Genomic DNA, 15,654 nt, shown 5'->3' on the forward strand with positions numbered 1-15,654 from the left:
GTCCGGGTACCCGCCCGGCGTGCACTGCCCCCGAGCGATTTCCGGGAGGAATCCATGGAGCTCGCGTTCCTGAATCCACTGTACGAACATCCGGGGTTCTGGGCCTCCGCGTACGTCGACCTGTCCGAGCACGACGAGGACATGCAGCACCGGCGGCATCTGACGGCGCAGGCGGTGTCCCGGAGCCTGCGGGAGCAGGGCGCCGACGAGCCCACGTGCCACGCGGTGTACGAGGCCGTGGAGGGATTGCGGCGCTCGACGGAGCCGTACGGGGTGGCGCTGTTCGCCCGCGACGGCGAGGTGGCGCTCCAGGTGCCGCTGACGCGCCGGCCGCCGGACGGACCGGTGCGCTGGGGCACGCTGCCGCACGTGACACCGCTGCTGGACCTGGCCGGCGAGGATCCGGTGTCGCTGGTGGCGTACATCGACCGCACCGGTGCCGATTTCGAGCTGCGCAGCGCGCTGCTGCACGAGACGGCCGGTGGGGTGACGGGCCGGCAGTGGCCGGTGCACCGGGCGAAGGCCTCGGACTGGTCCGAGCGGCACTTCCGGCTGAAGGTCGAGAACACGTGGGAGCACAACGCGCGCGAGGTCGCCGGGGCGCTCGCGGCGTGCCAGGCGGAGACCGGTGCCGATCTGCTGATCCTGTGCGGGGAGGAACGGGAGCGCCGGTCGGTGCACGAGCAGTTGCCGAAGCAGTTGCGGGAGCGGGCGGTGGAGACCGGACACGGCATCGGCAGCCGGCTGCTGCCGCAGGAGGTGGAGGAGATCCGGGCCGGGCACGTACGGCAGCGGATCCTCGCCGAGGTGGACCGGTTCCGGGCGGCCCGGACTCCGGACGAGGAGCGGCGGGCGGCGGCCGTGGAGGGCGTGCCGCAGCTGATCGAGGCGGCGCGGGAGCACCGGCTGGCCGAGCTGCTGATCCGGCCGGACGCGCCGGACACGCACCGTCAGGTGTGGATCGGCGAGGACCCGGCCCAGCTGGCGGCCCGGCGCACGGAGCTGAAGAACCTCGGCGAGCAGCTGTCCTGGCCGGCCCGCGCCGATGACGCGCTGGTCCGGGCGGCCGTGGTGACGGACGCGCCGGTGCTGTCCCTCAGCCCGGTCCTGGAGGAGACCGGCGACGAGGTCGCGGTGGGCGGCCTGGGGGCACTGCTGCGCTGGACGTGACGGCAGCTTCCCGAACCGCACGCGCCGGGTACGGCGGCGGGGCGGGACCGCACCGATGAGCGGCCCCGCCGCACGAAGCCCAGCGCTCCGGCCGCACGTACCCAGGCGGTCCCGCGGCCGGACCCGGCGGCCCTGCCGCGTGAACAACGCTTCAGGTCAATACACCTAGCGCGCCCGCTCCACGCGTCGTTCGTCCCATACCGGTTCCGCGGTCTCGCGGACGCGGCCGTCGCTGCCGAAGACCAGGTAGCGGTCGAAGGAGCGGGCGAACCAGCGGTCGTGGGTGACCGCGAGGACCGTGCCGTCGAAGGCCTCCAGGCCCTCCTGGAGTGCCTCGGCGGACTCCAGGTCGAGGTTGTCGGTGGGCTCGTCCAGCAGCAGGGCCGTGACTCCGCGCAGTTCGAGCAGCAGGATCTGGAAGCGGGCCTGCTGGCCGCCGGAGAGCCGGTCGAAGGACTGCTCGGCCTGCTGGGTCAGTTCGTAGCGGCGCAGCCGCGACATCGCCGCCCCCCGGTCCTGGGCGTGCTCCTTCCACAGGATGTCGAGCAGGGTGCGGCCGTGGAGTTCGGGGTGGGCGTGGGTCTGGGCGAAGTGGCCGGGCACGACCCGGGCGCCGAGCTTGAACGCGCCGTCGTGCGCGACGTCCTCACCGGCGAGCAGGCGCAGGAAGTGGGACTTGCCGGAGCCGTTGGAGCCGAGGACGGCGACACGTTCGCCGTAGAAGACCTCCAGGTCGAACGGGCGCATCAGGCCGGTCAGTTCGAGCCCGGTGCAGGTGACGGCCCGTACGCCGGTCCGGCCGCCCTTCAGGCGCATGGTGATGTCCTGCTCGCGGGGCGGCTCCGGGGGCGGGCCGGCCTCCTCGAACTTGCGCAGGCGGGTCTGTGCGGCGGCGTACCGGGAGGCCATCTCGTGGCTGACGGCGGCGGCCTGACGGAGGTTCAGGACGAGCTTCTTCAGCTGGGCGTGCTTCTCGTCCCAGCGGCGGCGCAGTTCCTCGAAGCGGGCGAAGCGTTCGCGGCGGGCCTCGTGGTACGTGGCGAAGCCGCCGCCGTGCACCCAGGCGTCGGCGCCGGCCGGGCCGGGTTCGACGGAGACGATCTTCTCGGCGGCGCGGGCGAGGAGTTCGCGGTCGTGGGAGACGAACAGGACCGTCTTGCGGGTCTGGGCGAGCTGCTCCTCCAGCCAGCGCTTGCCGGGCACGTCGAGGTAGTTGTCCGGCTCGTCGAGGAGCAGCACCTCGTCGGTGCCGCGCAGCAGCGCCTCCAGCACGAGGCGTTTCTGCTCACCGCCGGACAGGGTGCGCACCTGCCGCCACTGGGCGCGCTCGTAGGGCATGCCGAGGGCGGCGGTGGTGCACATGTCCCACAGGGTCTCGGCCTCGTAGCCGCGTGCCTCGGCCCAGTCGGCGAGGGCCTGGGCGTAGCTCATCTGGGCGGCCTCGTCGTCGACGGTCATGACCGCGTGCTCGGCCCGGTCCACGGCCTGCGCCGCCTGCCGGATGCGGGGCGGGGCGACGGAGACGAGCAGGTCCCGTACGGTCGTCTCGTCCCGTACGGAGCCGACGAACTGGCGCATCACGCCGAGGCCGCCGCTGACGGTGACGGTGCCGCCGTGCGGCTTCAGCTCGCCGGAGATCAGCCGCAGCAGGGTCGTCTTGCCGGCGCCGTTCGGGCCGACCAGGGCGACGGCGGCGCCTTCGCCGACCCGGAAGGACACGTCCCCGAGCAGTGTCCTGCCGTCCGGGAGGTGGTACTCGAGGTGCGCGGCTTCCAGATGTCCCATGGGAGGGCATTCTCCGGGTCACCGGCGAGCAGCGGCAAACCGATATCCGAACCGGGCGAACACCCGCACCGCCACGCCGCCCAGCAGAGCCCCACAACCCCTCGCCCACGCCGCCCCCCAGGACCCCACAGCCGCCTGCCCTCGCCGCCCCGCGGGCCCCACAGCCCCTCGCCCCCACAGCCGCGCGCCCCTCGCCCCTCGCCCCTCGCCCCTCGCCCCTCGCCCCTCGCCCCTCGCCCCTCGCCCACGCCGCCCCGCGGGCCACACAGCCCCTCGCCCCTCGCTCCTCGCCCCTCAGGACCCCGCAGCCGCTCGCCCTCGCCGCCCCGCGGGCCCCACAGCCCCTCGCTCCCGCAGCCGCTCGCCCCCGCCGCCCCTCGCTCCTCACCCCTCGCCCCCGCATCCTCTGGCCCCCGCGGCCTGCAAGCCGCCCGCGGCTCCCCACCACCCGCCACCGGCGCCCGCGCCACCCGCCCACTCCGCCACCGGCGCCCCCACCAGCGGCCCACCCGGCCACCGGCCCACTCCGCCACCGGCGCCCGCACCGCCGGCCGGCCCCCCGCCGCCGGTCCGTCGTCGCTACCCCTCCGCCTCCAGCGGTTCCCCCGTCGGGCCGGGCTCTCCGGCCGGCTCGACCGTGGCGCCCTCCCAGGACAGGGCCTTCCAGCCGTCGGCCGGGGAGCCCTCCAGGACGATCACGCCGGTGTTGCTCAGCGGGCGGGCCGCGGCGAAGGCGACGTCGACGTTGCCGGCGCGGGCGGCGGTCCACACCCGGATCGCGGCGCCGTGACTGACCATGGCGACGGTGCGGGCGCCGCTCGCGGCGGCCTCGGCGACCACCGCGTCGTACCGGGCGAGGGCCTCCTCGCCGCTCTCCCCGCCGGGGATCCGCAGGGCGGTGTCCCCGGCGGCCCAGGCGAACACGGTGCGCAGATACCGCTCGCCCTCGGGCGAGTGGCCGTGCCGCATCTCCAGGTCGCCGGCCGACAGCTCGCGGATGCCGGCGCGGACGGTCACCGGCAGGCGCCGGGCCGCGGCCAGCGGGGCGGCGGTCTGCCGGGTGCGGATCAGGGTGGAGGCGTACAGGGCCTCGATGTCCTCGCCGGCGAGGGCCGCGGGCAGCGCGGCGGCCTGCGCCTCGCCGAGCGGGGTCAGCGCGGGCCCGGGCGCGGCGGTGTCCAGCAGGTGGTCCACGTTGGACGGGGTCTCGCCGTGGCGGACGAGGAGCAGACGCATCCGGGACCACCTCTCGCGCCGGTGTGGGCCACCCGGCGCAGACGCACACAAGAAACGGGCACTTCAGGGTAACCGCACCCCATGAGCCCAGATCTGGACCTGACCGGCCCCGTGAACGCCCGCAATCCGCTGTGCTCGCTGCTGGAGCTGGACGGCCGGCTGTTCGAGGCGGCCGCCGCCTGGCACTGGCCGGGCGCCGAGCGGGTGCTGCCCCGCCTCAGCCGCAGCGCGAACCACGGTGTGCTGTGGTTCGCCACGGCCGCCGCGATGGCCGCGATCCGTACCCCCCGGGCCCGGCGGGCGGCGGTCCGGGGGCTGGCCAGTCTCGGTCTGGCCTCGCTGACCATCAACACCCTCGGCAAGCGGTCGGTGCGCCGGGCCCGCCCGGTGCTGGACCCGGTGCCGCTGGCGCGGCAGCTGAAGCGGCAGCCGATCACCACCTCCTTCCCGTCCGGGCACGCCGCGTCGGCGGCGGCCTTCGCGACCGGGGTGGCGCTGGAGTCGCCGGCCTGGGGGGCCGCGGTGGCTCCGGTGGCGTTCTCGGTGGCGGCCTCCCGGGTGTACACGGGGGTGCACTTCCCGGTCGACGTGCTGGCCGGGGTGGCGCTCGGGGCGGGCGCCGCCTTCCTGGTGCGGCGGCTGGTGCCGACGCGTGCCGGGGTACGGCGGCCCGCCCGGCCGCGCGCCGAGGCGCCGGCGCTGCACGAGGGCGACGGCCTGGTGGTGGTCGCCAACCGGGCCTCGGGCACGGCCGACCGGGTGCGGGCGCTGCACGACGCGCTGCCGGCGGCGGAGATCGTCGAGTGCGACCCGGAGGAGGTCGCGGACGAGCTGGCGAAGGCGGCGGCCCGGGCGCGGGTGCTCGGGGTGTGCGGCGGCGACGGCACGGTGAACGCGGCGGCCGGGATCGCCCTGCGGCACGGTCTGCCGCTCGCGGTGCTGCCCGGCGGCACCCTGAACCACTTCGCCTACGACCTGGGTGTGGAGGACGAGCGCGATCTGGCCCGGGCGGTCCGGCACGGCGAGGCGGTGCGGGTGGACGTGGGCCGGTTCGTCTCCGGTGACACGGAGGGGTTCTTCCTGAACACGCTGAGCCTGGGCGTCTACCCGGAGCTGGTGCGCGAGCGGGACCGCTGGTCCCATCGGATCGGCGGCTGGCCGGCCGGGGTGCTGGGCGCGCTGCGGGTGCTGCGCGCGGACCGGCATCCGCTGCGGCTGGAGGTCGGGGGTGAACAGCGGCCGCTGTGGCTGCTGTTCGTCGGCAACGGCGTCTACCACCGGATGGGGCTCGCGCCCGGCCGCCGTACCGACCTGGCGGACGGGCTGCTGGACGTGCGGGTGGTGCACGGCAGCCGGCGGCCCGCGCTGCGGCTGCTCGCCGCGGCGGCCGCGGGTCCGCTGACCCGCTCGCCGGCGCACGCGGCGGTGCAGGTGAACCGGTTGCGGCTGACCGGCGTCGAGCCCGGCACACCGCTGGCGTACGACGGTGAGGTGACGGCGGTGTCGGGCGATCTGACGGTGGAGAACCTGCCCGAGGCCCTGACCGTCTACCGCCCGCTGCGCACCGCGCCCTGACACGTCGCCGGACGCCGCCGCAGAATTCTCTGACGTTGCGTCAGTCCAGAATGCAAAACGCGGGTCTCATCATGCGACATGCGCGCGTACCGTGGACGTACCGCCCGCCGGGGGCCGCGAGGCCACCGGTTCCGGTACGACGAGAAGGGGTACGGCCATGCCGAAGGCGCAGGAGTCCGCCGTCTACACGCACGGGCACCACGAGTCGGTGCTGCGTTCGCACACCTGGCGGACCGCCGCCAACTCCGCGGCCTATCTGCTCGGTTCGCTGAAGCCCCACATGAGGATCCTGGACATCGGCTGCGGCCCCGGGACCATCACCGCCGACCTGGCGGAGCTGGTTCCGGACGGCCGGGTCACCGGCGTCGACCACGCGCCGGGCATCCTGGAGCAGGCCCGGGCCACCGCCGCCGGACGCGGCCTGGCCAACGTCGACTTCGCCGTCGCCGACGTGCACGCCCTGGACTACCCGGACGACACGTTCTGCGTGGTCCACGCCCACCAGGTGCTGCAGCACGTGGGCGACCCGGTGCAGGCGCTGCGCGAGATGCGGCGGGTGACGAAGCCGGGCGGCCTCGTCGCCGTGCGCGACGCGGACTACGCGGCGATGACCTGGTACCCGCAGGTGCCGGGCCTGACCGACTGGCTGGACCTGTACGAGCGGGTGGCGCGCGCCAACGGCGGCGAACCCGACGCCGGACGCCGGCTGTACGCGTGGGCGCGGGCGGCCGGGTTCAGCGACGTCACGGCCGGCTCCAGCACCTGGACGTTCGCCACGGCCGAGGAGCGGGCCTGGTGGAGCGGGCTGTGGGCCGACAGGACCGTCGCCTCCGGCTACGCCGGACGGGCCACCGGAGGCGGTCACGCGAGCGTGGAGGAGCTGCGGTCGGTGGCCGGGGCCTGGCGGGAGTGGGGGCGGCGGGAGGACGGCTGGTTCGCGGTCCTGCACGGGGAGATCCTGTGCCGCAAGGACGCCTGACCCGGCCCCCCGGGTTCAGTCGCGGGGAAGCAGGGGGCCCAGCGGCCCGAGGTCCAGGTTCAGGTCCTCGGGCCGCAGCCCGTAGCGCTCCCGCAGCTCGGCCATCCGGTCCTCCAGGAGCATCAGGGTCAGCCCGATCCGCTCCTCCTGGTCCTCGGTCAGCTCACCGGTGTCGAAGCGGCGCACGGCCTGCCGTTCCATCAGCTGGCGCAGCAGTTCCACCACGGTCAGGACGAGTTTCACCAGGTCGCGTTCGACCGTGTCGGGTTCCAGGTCGAGCCGGTTGCGGGTGCTCACAGCAGCTCCTCGAAGGGTGAGGGGACCTGCTGGTTGACGGAGCTGATCAGCGCGTTCAGGTCGATGCGGACCAGGTCGACGTCCGCGATGCGCAGGGTGATGTCCCCGGTGAGGACGACGCCGCCGGCGAGCAGCCGGTCGAGCAGGTCGACGAGCGCGATCTCGCGCCGTTCGACGACGGTCACGATGCCTCCCCTGTCCGTGTCTCCTTCATCTCCGGTCCCTGCGGCGCGTCCCGCGGCTCCTGCGTCCCCTGCTCCCTCTGCGGCTCCTGCGCGGTGTCCTCTCCCGTGAACGAGTACGCGGCCCACGGACCGGTGAGCTCCACCCGCATGCCGGGCGCCTCGTCCTTCGTGCGGTCCACCATCTCCACGAACGCCTCGCACTGCCTGCGCGGCACCAGATAGGCCGCGTTGAGCACGTTGCGGCCCGGCGCATGGGACAGAGCCGCGTTCTGCGGGGCGTGCAGCCGGCAGTCCTCGGCGTACTGGCACAGCCGCTCGTGCAGGGACCGGGCGAACTCCTCGGCCCGCTGCCACCGGTCCTCGTGGGCGTGGGTGCTCTCGCGGCGGCGGCGCAGATAGTCCCGGCCGCTCACCGGCTTCGCCGACGCTGCGGGGGCGGCGGTCTCCTCCGGCTCGGCCTCCAGATAGACCTTCACGCCCCACTCCACCCGGCCGGCCAGCCGGTCCAGGGAGCGCCGGAAGTCCGCCTCGCGGGCCTCGATCATCGCGCGCACCCCGCTGTCGTCCCGGAAGACGGTCGCGAGCCGCAGCGGCAGCGGGGTGGTGACGGTGGTCAGCGCGTCGATCACCCCCTGGTGGGCGCGGGCGGTCGCGGCCAGCCAGTCCAGGTCCTCCAGGTGGGCCTTCAGGGCCTCCTCGCGGAAGTCGGCCTCCGGGACGGTGCTGACGACCGCGACGAGACCGTGGTGGTGCACCAGCGCCGGCGGGGCGCCCCCGATGCCCGTCAGCTGGGTCTGCAGGGGCGTGTCGAAGAGGCGGCAGACGGCGTAGACGTAGCGCAGTCCGGTCATGGCGCCTCCCTCGGTACGCGGCCCGGCTCCAGCTCCTCCAGCCGGGCCAGCCGTTCCTTCAGCTCGGCGTTCTCCCGGGCCAGCTCGTCCCGCCTGGCCCGGGACGAGAGCGCCGGGTCGCTCTCCCACCAGTCGATGCCCATCTCCTTGGCCTTGTCCACCGAGGCGACGATGAGGCGCAGCTTCACGGTGAGCAGTTCGATGTCGAGCAGGTTGATCCTGATGTCACCCGCGATCACGATGCCCTTGTCGAGCACGCGCTCCAGGATGTCGGCGAGGTTGGCTCCGCCTCCCTGGCCGTACGGCTCCGGGAACCGGCTGCCGGAATCACCGAAGCGGCTGGGCGTCGTCATCGACGGCTCCCGCGCTGGGCGTACTCCGGCTCCTCCTCGTCCTCGTACTCCTCCTCCTCGTCCTCGTAGTCCTCGTCCTCGCCCCGGGGCTCCTCTTCCTCAGGCTCCTCCTCGGGTTCCTCTTCCTCGGGTTCCTCTTCCTCGGGCTCCTCGTCCTCGTAGCGGCCCTCTTCCTCGTCCTCGTAGGGCTCCTCCTCGGGCTCCTCGCCCTCCTCGCCTTCGTCGTAGCGGTCCTCCGGCTCCTCGGACTCCTGCTCCCCGGACTCCTGCTCCTCGGACTCGCGCTCCTCCTCGGCCACGGCGTCCTCGTGGCTGCGGACGACCTCGCCGTCCTCGATCTCGCCGCGCCAGCCGTCCTCCGCCTCGCCCTTGAGGGTGATGAAACGGGAGAAGTGCTTCAGGTCCAGCCTGGCCCGGCGGCCCTGGGCGCGCCAGATGTTGCCGGTCTTCTCGAAGAGACCGCTCGGGTAGTACTCCATGACCAGCAGCACCCGGGTGAGGTTCTCACCGAGCGGATGGAAGGTGACGACGCCCTTGACGCTGCCCTTCGCGCCCTCCGACGTCCACTGGATGCGGTAGTCGGGTATCTGCTCGGTGACGTGCGCCTTCCAGCTGCGGCTGGACCAGAAGATCTTCGCCTGCCAGTCGGAGTCGGTGTCGCTCGCGCGGCTCGCGCTCTTGACGCCCTTGGCGAAGGTGGAGAAGTCCTGGAACTGGGTCCACTGGTCGTAGGCGGTGCGCACCGGCACGCCGACGTCTATGGACTCCATGATGACGGTGGGCTTGTTGCCCCCGCGGCCCTTCTTCTTGCCCTTGCCGCCCCCGAGGTTCTTGACCGCGTCCATCACGTTCTCCTTGGCGCGGGAGGCCCCGAGTTCCAGCGCGGTGCGCAGCGGCCCCTTTCCCTCGGCGAGCTTGCGTCCGCCGTCGAGGGCGAGTTTGGCGAAGCCGGGGCTGTTGCCCTCGGCGATGTCGTTGAGCTTGTTCGTGGTCTCGCCGAGCTTGCGGCCCAGGCCGGTGAGCATGCGCTGGGCCTGGGCGGAAAGGTACTCCTGGGCCTCGGCCTTCAGCCGGTCGGCGGCCTCGCTGTGGGCGAGGTCCGTCAGCGTGTCCTTGGCCGCGCCCGTGGCCCGGCCCGCGGTCGAGCCGGCCGCGGACGCCGCGGATCCGAGCCCTCCGGTCGTCGGTGTCATCGGTCGTCGCCGCCCTTCGCCGTGCGCGGCCCGCCGCGGGCCGCGGCCGTCTTCTTCGCGGCCGCCTTGCGGGCGCCGTCCGTCTTCTTGGCCGCCGCCTTCTTCGCGGGGGCGGTCTTCTTCGCCGGTGCCTTCTTCGCCGCGGCCTTCTTCCCGGGAGCCTTCTTCGCGGGACCCTTCCGGTCCGGGCCGCCGTCGGCCTTGCCCTCGCGGGGCTCGTCGTCCCGGTCCCGTTCGCGGCCCCGGTCACCGCTCCGGCCGCCGGCGCGGCCGGAGCCGCCGTCGTCGTCCTGCTCGGCGGACTCCTCCTCGGCGTCCCCCTCGTACCTGTCGGCGTCCTCGCCGGAGTCCTCGTCGGAGCCGGAGGGCGCCTCCCCGGACAACTGCCCGCGCACCTGTGACGTACGGTCGTGCAGCCGGTCGGCGAGCGCGGTCATCTGCCGCTCGACCATCGCGCCGGAGGCGGCCTTGCCGACCCCCCGCATGTCCTGGCGCAGCTGGTCGCCGATCTCCTTGAACTGCGGGTTGTTCGCCAGCTGCCCCTTCACCAGCTCCGCGACCGCGCGCGGGCCCAGGTTCAGCTTCTTGCCCGCCACGACGGATCCGACCGCCACGGCCATCTTCAGTTTCTTGGTGCGTCCCAGCAGATATCCGGCCCCTATGGCGAGGCCCAGTGCCGTTCGGTTCATGTCACGTCCCGTTGCCTGTGGTGTCGCCGGAGCGCAAGGCCGTCTCCAGCCGGTCGAGCAGTTCGTCCTCGTACCGGTCGAACTCCTCCTCGGTGATCTCGCCCGCCTCCAGCCTCTCCTCGAGGCGGGCGAGCTCGGCCCGTACGGTGGCGGGGTCGTAGTAGATCCGTTCCGCCTCGCGGAGCACCTGCCTGACCGCCCACGCGCTGCCGCGCACCGGTGCGAACGGCAGCAGCAGCACCTCTCCGATCAGTCCCACGGTCTCCTCCTTCCGCCGGGCCGCCCGGACCCGGACCGCTACTCGGCCCCCGCGTCCATGCCGGCCGTGCTGCCCGCGGGCTCGGCCGGACCGGGCTCGACGAAGCTGTACGGCGGCAGCGGGCCGTTGACCCGCAGGTCGAGATGGGGGTGGCTGCCGCGGACGTCGTCGACGGCGGCGAGGAAGGCCTCGGCCGCGTCCCGGGGCACCAGGAACGACAGGTTCAGCAGCCAGCCGGTGGACTCCGGGCCCACGCTGACCGCGCTGGCGGCCGGCTCCAGCAGGCTCCGCACCTCGGCGGCGTCCTCGGCCTCCCGGGCCTTGACGGCCGCGGCGACCAGTTCGCCGAGCCGGATCTTGTCGTCGTAGCCGCCTCCGCCCGCCGTGCGGTTGGCCTCGGCGAGCGAGCGGATCTCCGTGTTCTCGGCCATCACCAGGTGCAGGACGGCGTCCTCCACGTGGGTGGCCTTGACGTTGTACTCGACCTTGGCGTCCAGCGCCTGCAGGCGCTCCTTGTAGTGCTCCTCGCGCTCGCCGAGCACCTGGACGACGCTGTCGTCGTCGGTGGCGACACTGCCGAACCGCATGGGCAGCACGCAGCCGGCCGCGCCCGTCTCGGCGAGCACGTTCTGGTGGGCGAGCAGGTCCCGTCGCTTGGGGCGCAGCCCCTCCGGGGAGTCGCTGACCACGGCGGCCAGCTCCCCCGCCGTGAGGATCCGCACGGGCAGGGCCGGCTCACCGACCCCGGTCATCCCCTCAGGGAGCGCCGGGTGCGAGCGCGCGGTGATCCCGTAGACGTAGGTGCTCACTCCTGCTCCTCCCTCCGGCGGGCCGTCTTACGGGGCCGCGGCCGGGACTCGCCCTCCGCCTCGCCCCTGGCCTGCTTGAACGCGTCGGATATGGTCTCCGCGGCGCCGGTCAGCGCCCCCTTGGACTTGCCGCGGGCACCGCTCTCGGTGACCTCGCCGACCAGATCGGGCAGCCCGGGGCTCTTGTGCGGGCCGGACTCCAGGTCGAGGCGGTTGCACGCCTCGGCGAAGCGCAGATAAGTGTCGACGCTGGCCACGACGACCCGGACGTCGATCTTCAGGATCTCGATGCCGACCAGGGAGACACGCACGAACGCGTCGATGACGAGCCCTCGGTCGAGAACCAGCTCCAGTACGTCGTAGAGGCCGCTGCTGCCGCCTCCGCCGCCGGACTGCTGTGCCGGGACAACGGTCATGCCGGCTGTTCCTCCTCGTGAGTAGTCGGTTCCACGGTGGCTCCGTGGACGCGGATGGGGTCCCCCGCCCGAACGGGGCCGAGGGGGGAGGGCGGCCCTAGCGGCCGCCGGACCGACGCGCGTCGGCCCGCCCGCGTTCGTAGCGGCGGACCTTCCGGTAGCCGGTGAGCTGGCCGTCGGGATCGAGTTCGACCTGGTAGCTCGCCATCAGGCTCATGGTGTCCGGCACCCGGGCCAGCTCCAGGACCTCGACCTCGAGCGCCCAGCCGTCCTCGGTCTGTTCGAAGGAGGACACCGACTCGGGTGCGAGCCCGATCAGCTCGGCGAGCTGGGTGCGCGCCTGGCGCAGCACCTCCATCGGCTTCGGCCGCCGCCGCTCGTCCGCCTCTTTCCCAGTGTGTTCCTGTGTCGCTGCGCTGTCGCGCGTCTCTTCTCGGTCCTGTGTCTCTTCTTGGTCCTGTGTCTCTTCTTGGTCCTGCGACTCTTCCTGGTCTCGCGTCTCTTCGTTGTCGGTCTCTTCGGAGTTGCGGTCCGCGGAGTTCTGGTCTTTTCGTGAACTCCGTGACTTCGGTGTGTGGTGTGTGTTCGACATGGCCACCTCTCCTTGCGGGTGGCCGCTCATCCCATGGCCAAACCTTCAGGAGCGCTTCGCGAGGCGGCGCCGGGCCGGGCCGAGGGCACGGCCGCGGCGCGGCAGCCGTGCCCAGGGGTCGGTGCGGGCCTGCTCGACGGCGTCGGCGATGGTCCAGCGGCGCGCGTCCAGCCCGGGGTCGTCGAGCTGCTCCCAGGTGAGGGGCACCGCGACGGGGGCGCCGGGGCGGGCGCGGACGGTGTAGGGGGCGACGGCGGTCTGGGCGTAGGCGTTGCGCTGCACGTCGAGGTAGAGGCGGCCGGCGCGCTCGTCCTTGCGGGCGGCGGTGGTCAGCCGGTCCGGGTCCTCGGCCGCGGCGGCCTCGGCGACCTCGCGGGCGAACTGCCGCACCTCGTCGAAGCCGGCGCGGCCGTCGAGGGGGACGACGAGGTGGAGTCCGCGCGAGCCGGTGGTCATGGGGGCGGCGGGCAGGCCCAGGTCGTCCAGGAGGGCGCGCAGCAGGACAGCGGCCTCGCGGGCCGCGGCGAAGTCGTCGCCGGGAGGGTCGAGGTCGAAGACCAGCCGGTCGGGGTGGTCGGGGCCGGCGGCCCGGTCGGTGCGGGACAGCCAGCGGTGCAGGGTGAGACAGGCCTGGTCGGCGAGGTACAGGAGGGTGGCGGTGTCGTCGCAGACGACGTGCGTCACGGTGCCGCCCTCCTTGGCGACCTCGGCGCGGGTGATCCAGTCCGGGTAGTGCTCGGGGGTGTTCTTCTGCATGAACCGCGGCCCGTCGACGCCGTCGGGATAGCGCTCCAGCATCAGCGGACGGCCCCGCAGGTGCGGCAGCAGGTACGGCGCGACGGCCCGGTAGTAGTCGGCCAGGTCGCCCTTGGTGTACTCCTTCGCGCCCCCACCGCCGGGGAAGAGGACCTTCCCCGGCCGCTGGATCTCCACCGTGCGGCGGCCGGCCCGCAGGGGCCGCGCGTCGCCGCGGCTCATCGCACGACCGCCTCCTCGACCAGCAGCCTGGCGGCCGCCTCGATGCCCACCGCGTCGATGCCGGACGCGTGCAGCTGCTCGTCGGGCGCGGCCGAGCCCGGCATGGTGCGCACCGCGAGCCGGACCAGGCGGGGCACGGGCCGGCCGTCGCCGAACGCCTCCGCGACGGCGTCCCCGAGGCCGCCCTCGGCGTGGTGGTCCTCGACGGTGAGCAGGCAGCCGGTCTCCTCGGCGGCCCGGCGCAGTGTGGCGGCGTCGACGGGCTTGACCGAGTACAGGTCGATCACGCGGACGTGGATGCCGTCCTCGGCGAGCCGGTCGGCCGCGGCCAGCGCCTCGTGCACGGTGACCCCGGCCGCCACGACGGTCAGCCGGTCGTCCTCGCCGGAGCGCAGCGTCTTGCTGCCGCCGACCGGGAAGTCCTCGTCGGGGCCGTAGATCACCGGGGTCTTGCCGCGTGAGGTGCGCAGATAGCGGATGCCGTCGAGGCCGGCCATGGTGGCGACCAGCTTGGCGGTCTGGTTGGCGTCGCACGGGTACAGCACGGTCGAGCCGTACACGGCACGGAACATCGCCAGGTCCTCCAGGCCCATCTGCGAGGGCCCGTCCTGGCCGATCGCGACACCGGCGTGGGAGCCGACCAAATTGAGCCCGGAGCCGCTGATGGAGGCCATGCGCACGAAGTCGTAGGCGCGGGTGAAGAACGCCGCGAAGGTCGAGGCGTACGGCACCCAGCCGCGTACGGCCATGCCGACGGATGCGGCGACGAGCTGCTGCTCGGCGATGTAGCACTCGAAGAACCGGTCGGGGTGGGCCTTGGCGAACTCCTCGGTGCGGGTGGAGTCGCCGACCTCGCCGTCCAGGGCGACGATGTCGCCGCGGGCGGTGCCGAGCGCGGCGAGGGCCTTGCCGAAGGCGTCCCTCGTCGCGGCCTCGTCCCCCTGGTCGTAGCGCGGTAGCTGGATCACCTCGGTGGTGAGGTCGCGCAGCGCGGCGGCGGCCGGGGGCTCGCTGACCCGGACGTGCAGCTCGCGCGGACCGCCCAGTTCCGCGACGGCCTCCTCGGCCTCGGGCAGCGGCTTGCCGTGCAGGCCCTCGCGGTCCTGGACGGAGGCGACGCCCTTGCCCTTCAGGGTGCGGGCGAGGATCACGGTGGGCTGCCCGGTGGTGGACAGCGCCTCCCCGTACGCCCGGTCGATCTTGTCGACGTCGTGGCCGTCGATCTCGACGGTGTGCCAGCCGAAGGCCTGGAAACGGCGGGCGTAGGCGTCCAGGTCGTGACCGTGCCGGGTCGGGCCGCGCTGGCCGAGCCGGTTCACGTCGACGACGGCGATCAGGTTGTCCAGGTTCTCGTACCCGGCGTGTTCGGCGGCCTCCCACACCGAGCCCTCCGCCAGCTCGCTGTCACCGCACAGCACCCACACCCGGTAGCCGGTGCGGTCCAGCCGCTTCCCGGTGAGCGCGATGCCGACGCCGACCGGCAGGCCCTGGCCGAGCGAGCCGGTGGCCGTCTCCACCCAGGGCAGCCGGCGGGGCGTCGGATGCCCCTCCAGCCGGCTGCCGAGCTTGCGGAACGTGACCAGCTCGCCGTCCTCGATGGCACCGGCCGCCTTGTACGCGGCGTACAGCAGGGGCGAGGCGTGTCCCTTGGACAGCACGAAGCGGTCGTTGGCGGGGTGTTCGGGACGCTCGAAGTCGTAGCGCAGGTGGTTGGCGAGCAGGACCGCCATCAGGTCGGCGGCGGACATCGAGGACGTCGGATGCCCGGAGCCGGCGGCGGCGGCCGCCCGCACACTGTCCACGCGCAACTGCTGTCCGAGCTCGACGAGTTCGTCGGTGTTCATGAGTCTCCTTGCGCACGTTCGTACAGGAATCGTGGGGTCCCGGGGGTGCTGCGGACGCTCCGCGGGGCCCAGGGGAGCAGCGGCCTCAGGAGGAGGGACGGCCCGGCGGATCCGCCCGCTTGACCGGGCCAGGCGACGGATGATCCCCCGCCACGTGACCCCGCGCGGGGCGGGCCGGAGCGGCGCCCCCCGGGACATCCGCCCGCTTGACCGGGCCCGGCGACGGATGATCCCCCGCCGCATGACCCCGCGCGGGGCGGGCCGGGGCGGCTGGGGCATCCGCCCGCTTGACCGGGCCGGGGGCCGGATGGTCCGGGGCCGCGTGACCCCGCGCCGAACGGGCCCGGGCGGGACCGCCCGCGACATCCGCCCGCTTGACCGGGCCAGGCGACGGATGATCCCCCGCCACGTGACCCCGCGCGGGGCGGACCGGGGCGGCGCCC

Annotated in this window: 16 protein-coding genes and 1 pseudogene; 3 read left to right on the forward strand and 14 right to left on the reverse strand. The window is 73.8% G+C overall.

The window, feature by feature from the left end; all coding sequences use genetic code 11:
- The first annotated feature begins 54 nt into the window (after positions 1-54).
- Positions 55-1,170 carry a Vms1/Ankzf1 family peptidyl-tRNA hydrolase gene (locus AB0N17_RS40755; protein ID WP_366016731.1) on the forward strand — a complete coding sequence of 372 codons (1,116 nt, stop codon included), beginning with the start codon at positions 55-57 and terminating at the stop codon, positions 1,168-1,170.
- A 165-nt stretch (positions 1,171-1,335) separates the two neighbouring features.
- Here AB0N17_RS40755 and AB0N17_RS40760 read toward each other — a convergent pair whose 3' ends face one another.
- Both AB0N17_RS40760 and AB0N17_RS40765 read right to left on the reverse strand, forming a co-directional pair.
- Positions 1,336-2,955: an ATP-binding cassette domain-containing protein gene (locus tag AB0N17_RS40760; protein WP_366016732.1), complete on the reverse strand. Its 1,620-nt coding sequence runs from the start codon at positions 2,953-2,955 to the stop codon at positions 1,336-1,338.
- Between the two features lie 579 nt (positions 2,956-3,534).
- A complete protein-coding gene (locus AB0N17_RS40765; RefSeq protein ID WP_366016733.1) occupies positions 3,535-4,191 on the reverse strand; it encodes a histidine phosphatase family protein in 657 nt (218 codons plus the stop codon).
- Positions 4,192-4,272: 81 nt separating this feature from the next.
- Between AB0N17_RS40765 and AB0N17_RS40770 the strand changes: the two genes are divergently transcribed.
- Together AB0N17_RS40770 and AB0N17_RS40775 are read left to right on the forward strand one after the other, a co-directional pair.
- Entirely contained in the window at positions 4,273-5,766 is a 1,494-nt protein-coding gene (locus AB0N17_RS40770; RefSeq protein ID WP_366016734.1) for a phosphatase PAP2 family protein, read from the forward strand.
- Between the two features lie 157 nt (positions 5,767-5,923).
- Positions 5,924-6,745, forward strand: coding sequence for a class I SAM-dependent methyltransferase (locus AB0N17_RS40775; RefSeq protein WP_366016735.1), 822 nt, complete (start codon positions 5,924-5,926; stop codon positions 6,743-6,745).
- 15 nt (positions 6,746-6,760) lie between these two features.
- Here AB0N17_RS40775 and AB0N17_RS40780 read toward each other — a convergent pair whose 3' ends face one another.
- From AB0N17_RS40780 to AB0N17_RS40835, 12 genes and pseudogenes are all read right to left on the reverse strand, one after another.
- The gene (locus tag AB0N17_RS40780; protein WP_366016736.1) at positions 6,761-7,042 is read right to left on the reverse strand and encodes a gas vesicle protein K; all 282 of its coding nucleotides are present in this window, start codon (positions 7,040-7,042) and stop codon (positions 6,761-6,763) included.
- On the reverse strand, positions 7,039-7,227 hold the full coding sequence (locus tag AB0N17_RS40785) for a gas vesicle protein (protein ID WP_366016737.1): 189 nt from the start codon (positions 7,225-7,227) through the stop codon (positions 7,039-7,041). Before AB0N17_RS40785 ends, AB0N17_RS40780 begins: the two co-directional genes overlap by 4 nt.
- On the reverse strand, positions 7,224-8,078 hold the full coding sequence (locus tag AB0N17_RS40790; protein WP_366016738.1) for a GvpL/GvpF family gas vesicle protein: 855 nt from the start codon (positions 8,076-8,078) through the stop codon (positions 7,224-7,226). Before AB0N17_RS40790 ends, AB0N17_RS40785 begins: the two co-directional genes overlap by 4 nt.
- Positions 8,075-8,431 carry a gas vesicle protein gene (locus AB0N17_RS40795; protein ID WP_366016739.1) on the reverse strand — a complete coding sequence of 119 codons (357 nt, stop codon included), beginning with the start codon at positions 8,429-8,431 and terminating at the stop codon, positions 8,075-8,077. Before AB0N17_RS40795 ends, AB0N17_RS40790 begins: the two co-directional genes overlap by 4 nt.
- On the reverse strand, positions 8,428-9,624 hold the full coding sequence (locus tag AB0N17_RS40800; protein ID WP_366016740.1) for an SRPBCC family protein: 1,197 nt from the start codon (positions 9,622-9,624) through the stop codon (positions 8,428-8,430). Before AB0N17_RS40800 ends, AB0N17_RS40795 begins: the two co-directional genes overlap by 4 nt.
- The gene (locus AB0N17_RS40805) at positions 9,621-10,313 is read right to left on the reverse strand and encodes a DNA primase (protein WP_366016741.1); all 693 of its coding nucleotides are present in this window, start codon (positions 10,311-10,313) and stop codon (positions 9,621-9,623) included. The genes AB0N17_RS40800 and AB0N17_RS40805 overlap by 4 nt, the downstream gene beginning before the upstream one ends.
- Position 10,314: 1 nt before the next feature.
- A complete protein-coding gene (locus tag AB0N17_RS40810; RefSeq protein ID WP_366016742.1) occupies positions 10,315-10,572 on the reverse strand; it encodes a gas vesicle protein GvpG in 258 nt (85 codons plus the stop codon).
- A 38-nt stretch (positions 10,573-10,610) separates the two neighbouring features.
- A complete protein-coding gene (locus AB0N17_RS40815; RefSeq protein ID WP_366016743.1) occupies positions 10,611-11,381 on the reverse strand; it encodes a GvpL/GvpF family gas vesicle protein in 771 nt (256 codons plus the stop codon).
- A complete protein-coding gene (locus tag AB0N17_RS40820) occupies positions 11,378-11,797 on the reverse strand; it encodes a gas vesicle structural protein GvpA (protein ID WP_366016744.1) in 420 nt (139 codons plus the stop codon). Before AB0N17_RS40820 ends, AB0N17_RS40815 begins: the two co-directional genes overlap by 4 nt.
- A gap of 97 nt (positions 11,798-11,894) precedes the next feature.
- Positions 11,895-12,230: pseudogene (locus AB0N17_RS40825) on the reverse strand (gas vesicle protein); the annotation flags it as partial.
- A gap of 204 nt (positions 12,231-12,434) precedes the next feature.
- Positions 12,435-13,367, reverse strand: coding sequence for a non-homologous end-joining DNA ligase (gene ligD / locus AB0N17_RS40830; protein WP_366016745.1), 933 nt, complete (start codon positions 13,365-13,367; stop codon positions 12,435-12,437).
- Positions 13,364-15,211 carry a transketolase gene (locus AB0N17_RS40835; protein WP_366016746.1) on the reverse strand — a complete coding sequence of 616 codons (1,848 nt, stop codon included), beginning with the start codon at positions 15,209-15,211 and terminating at the stop codon, positions 13,364-13,366. The genes ligD and AB0N17_RS40835 overlap by 4 nt, the downstream gene beginning before the upstream one ends.
- Between the last annotated feature and the right edge of the window lie 443 nt (positions 15,212-15,654).

The organism is Streptomyces sp. NPDC051133, from assembly GCF_040682635.1.
In the GTDB taxonomy this organism is placed as follows: domain Bacteria; phylum Actinomycetota; class Actinomycetes; order Streptomycetales; family Streptomycetaceae; genus Streptomyces.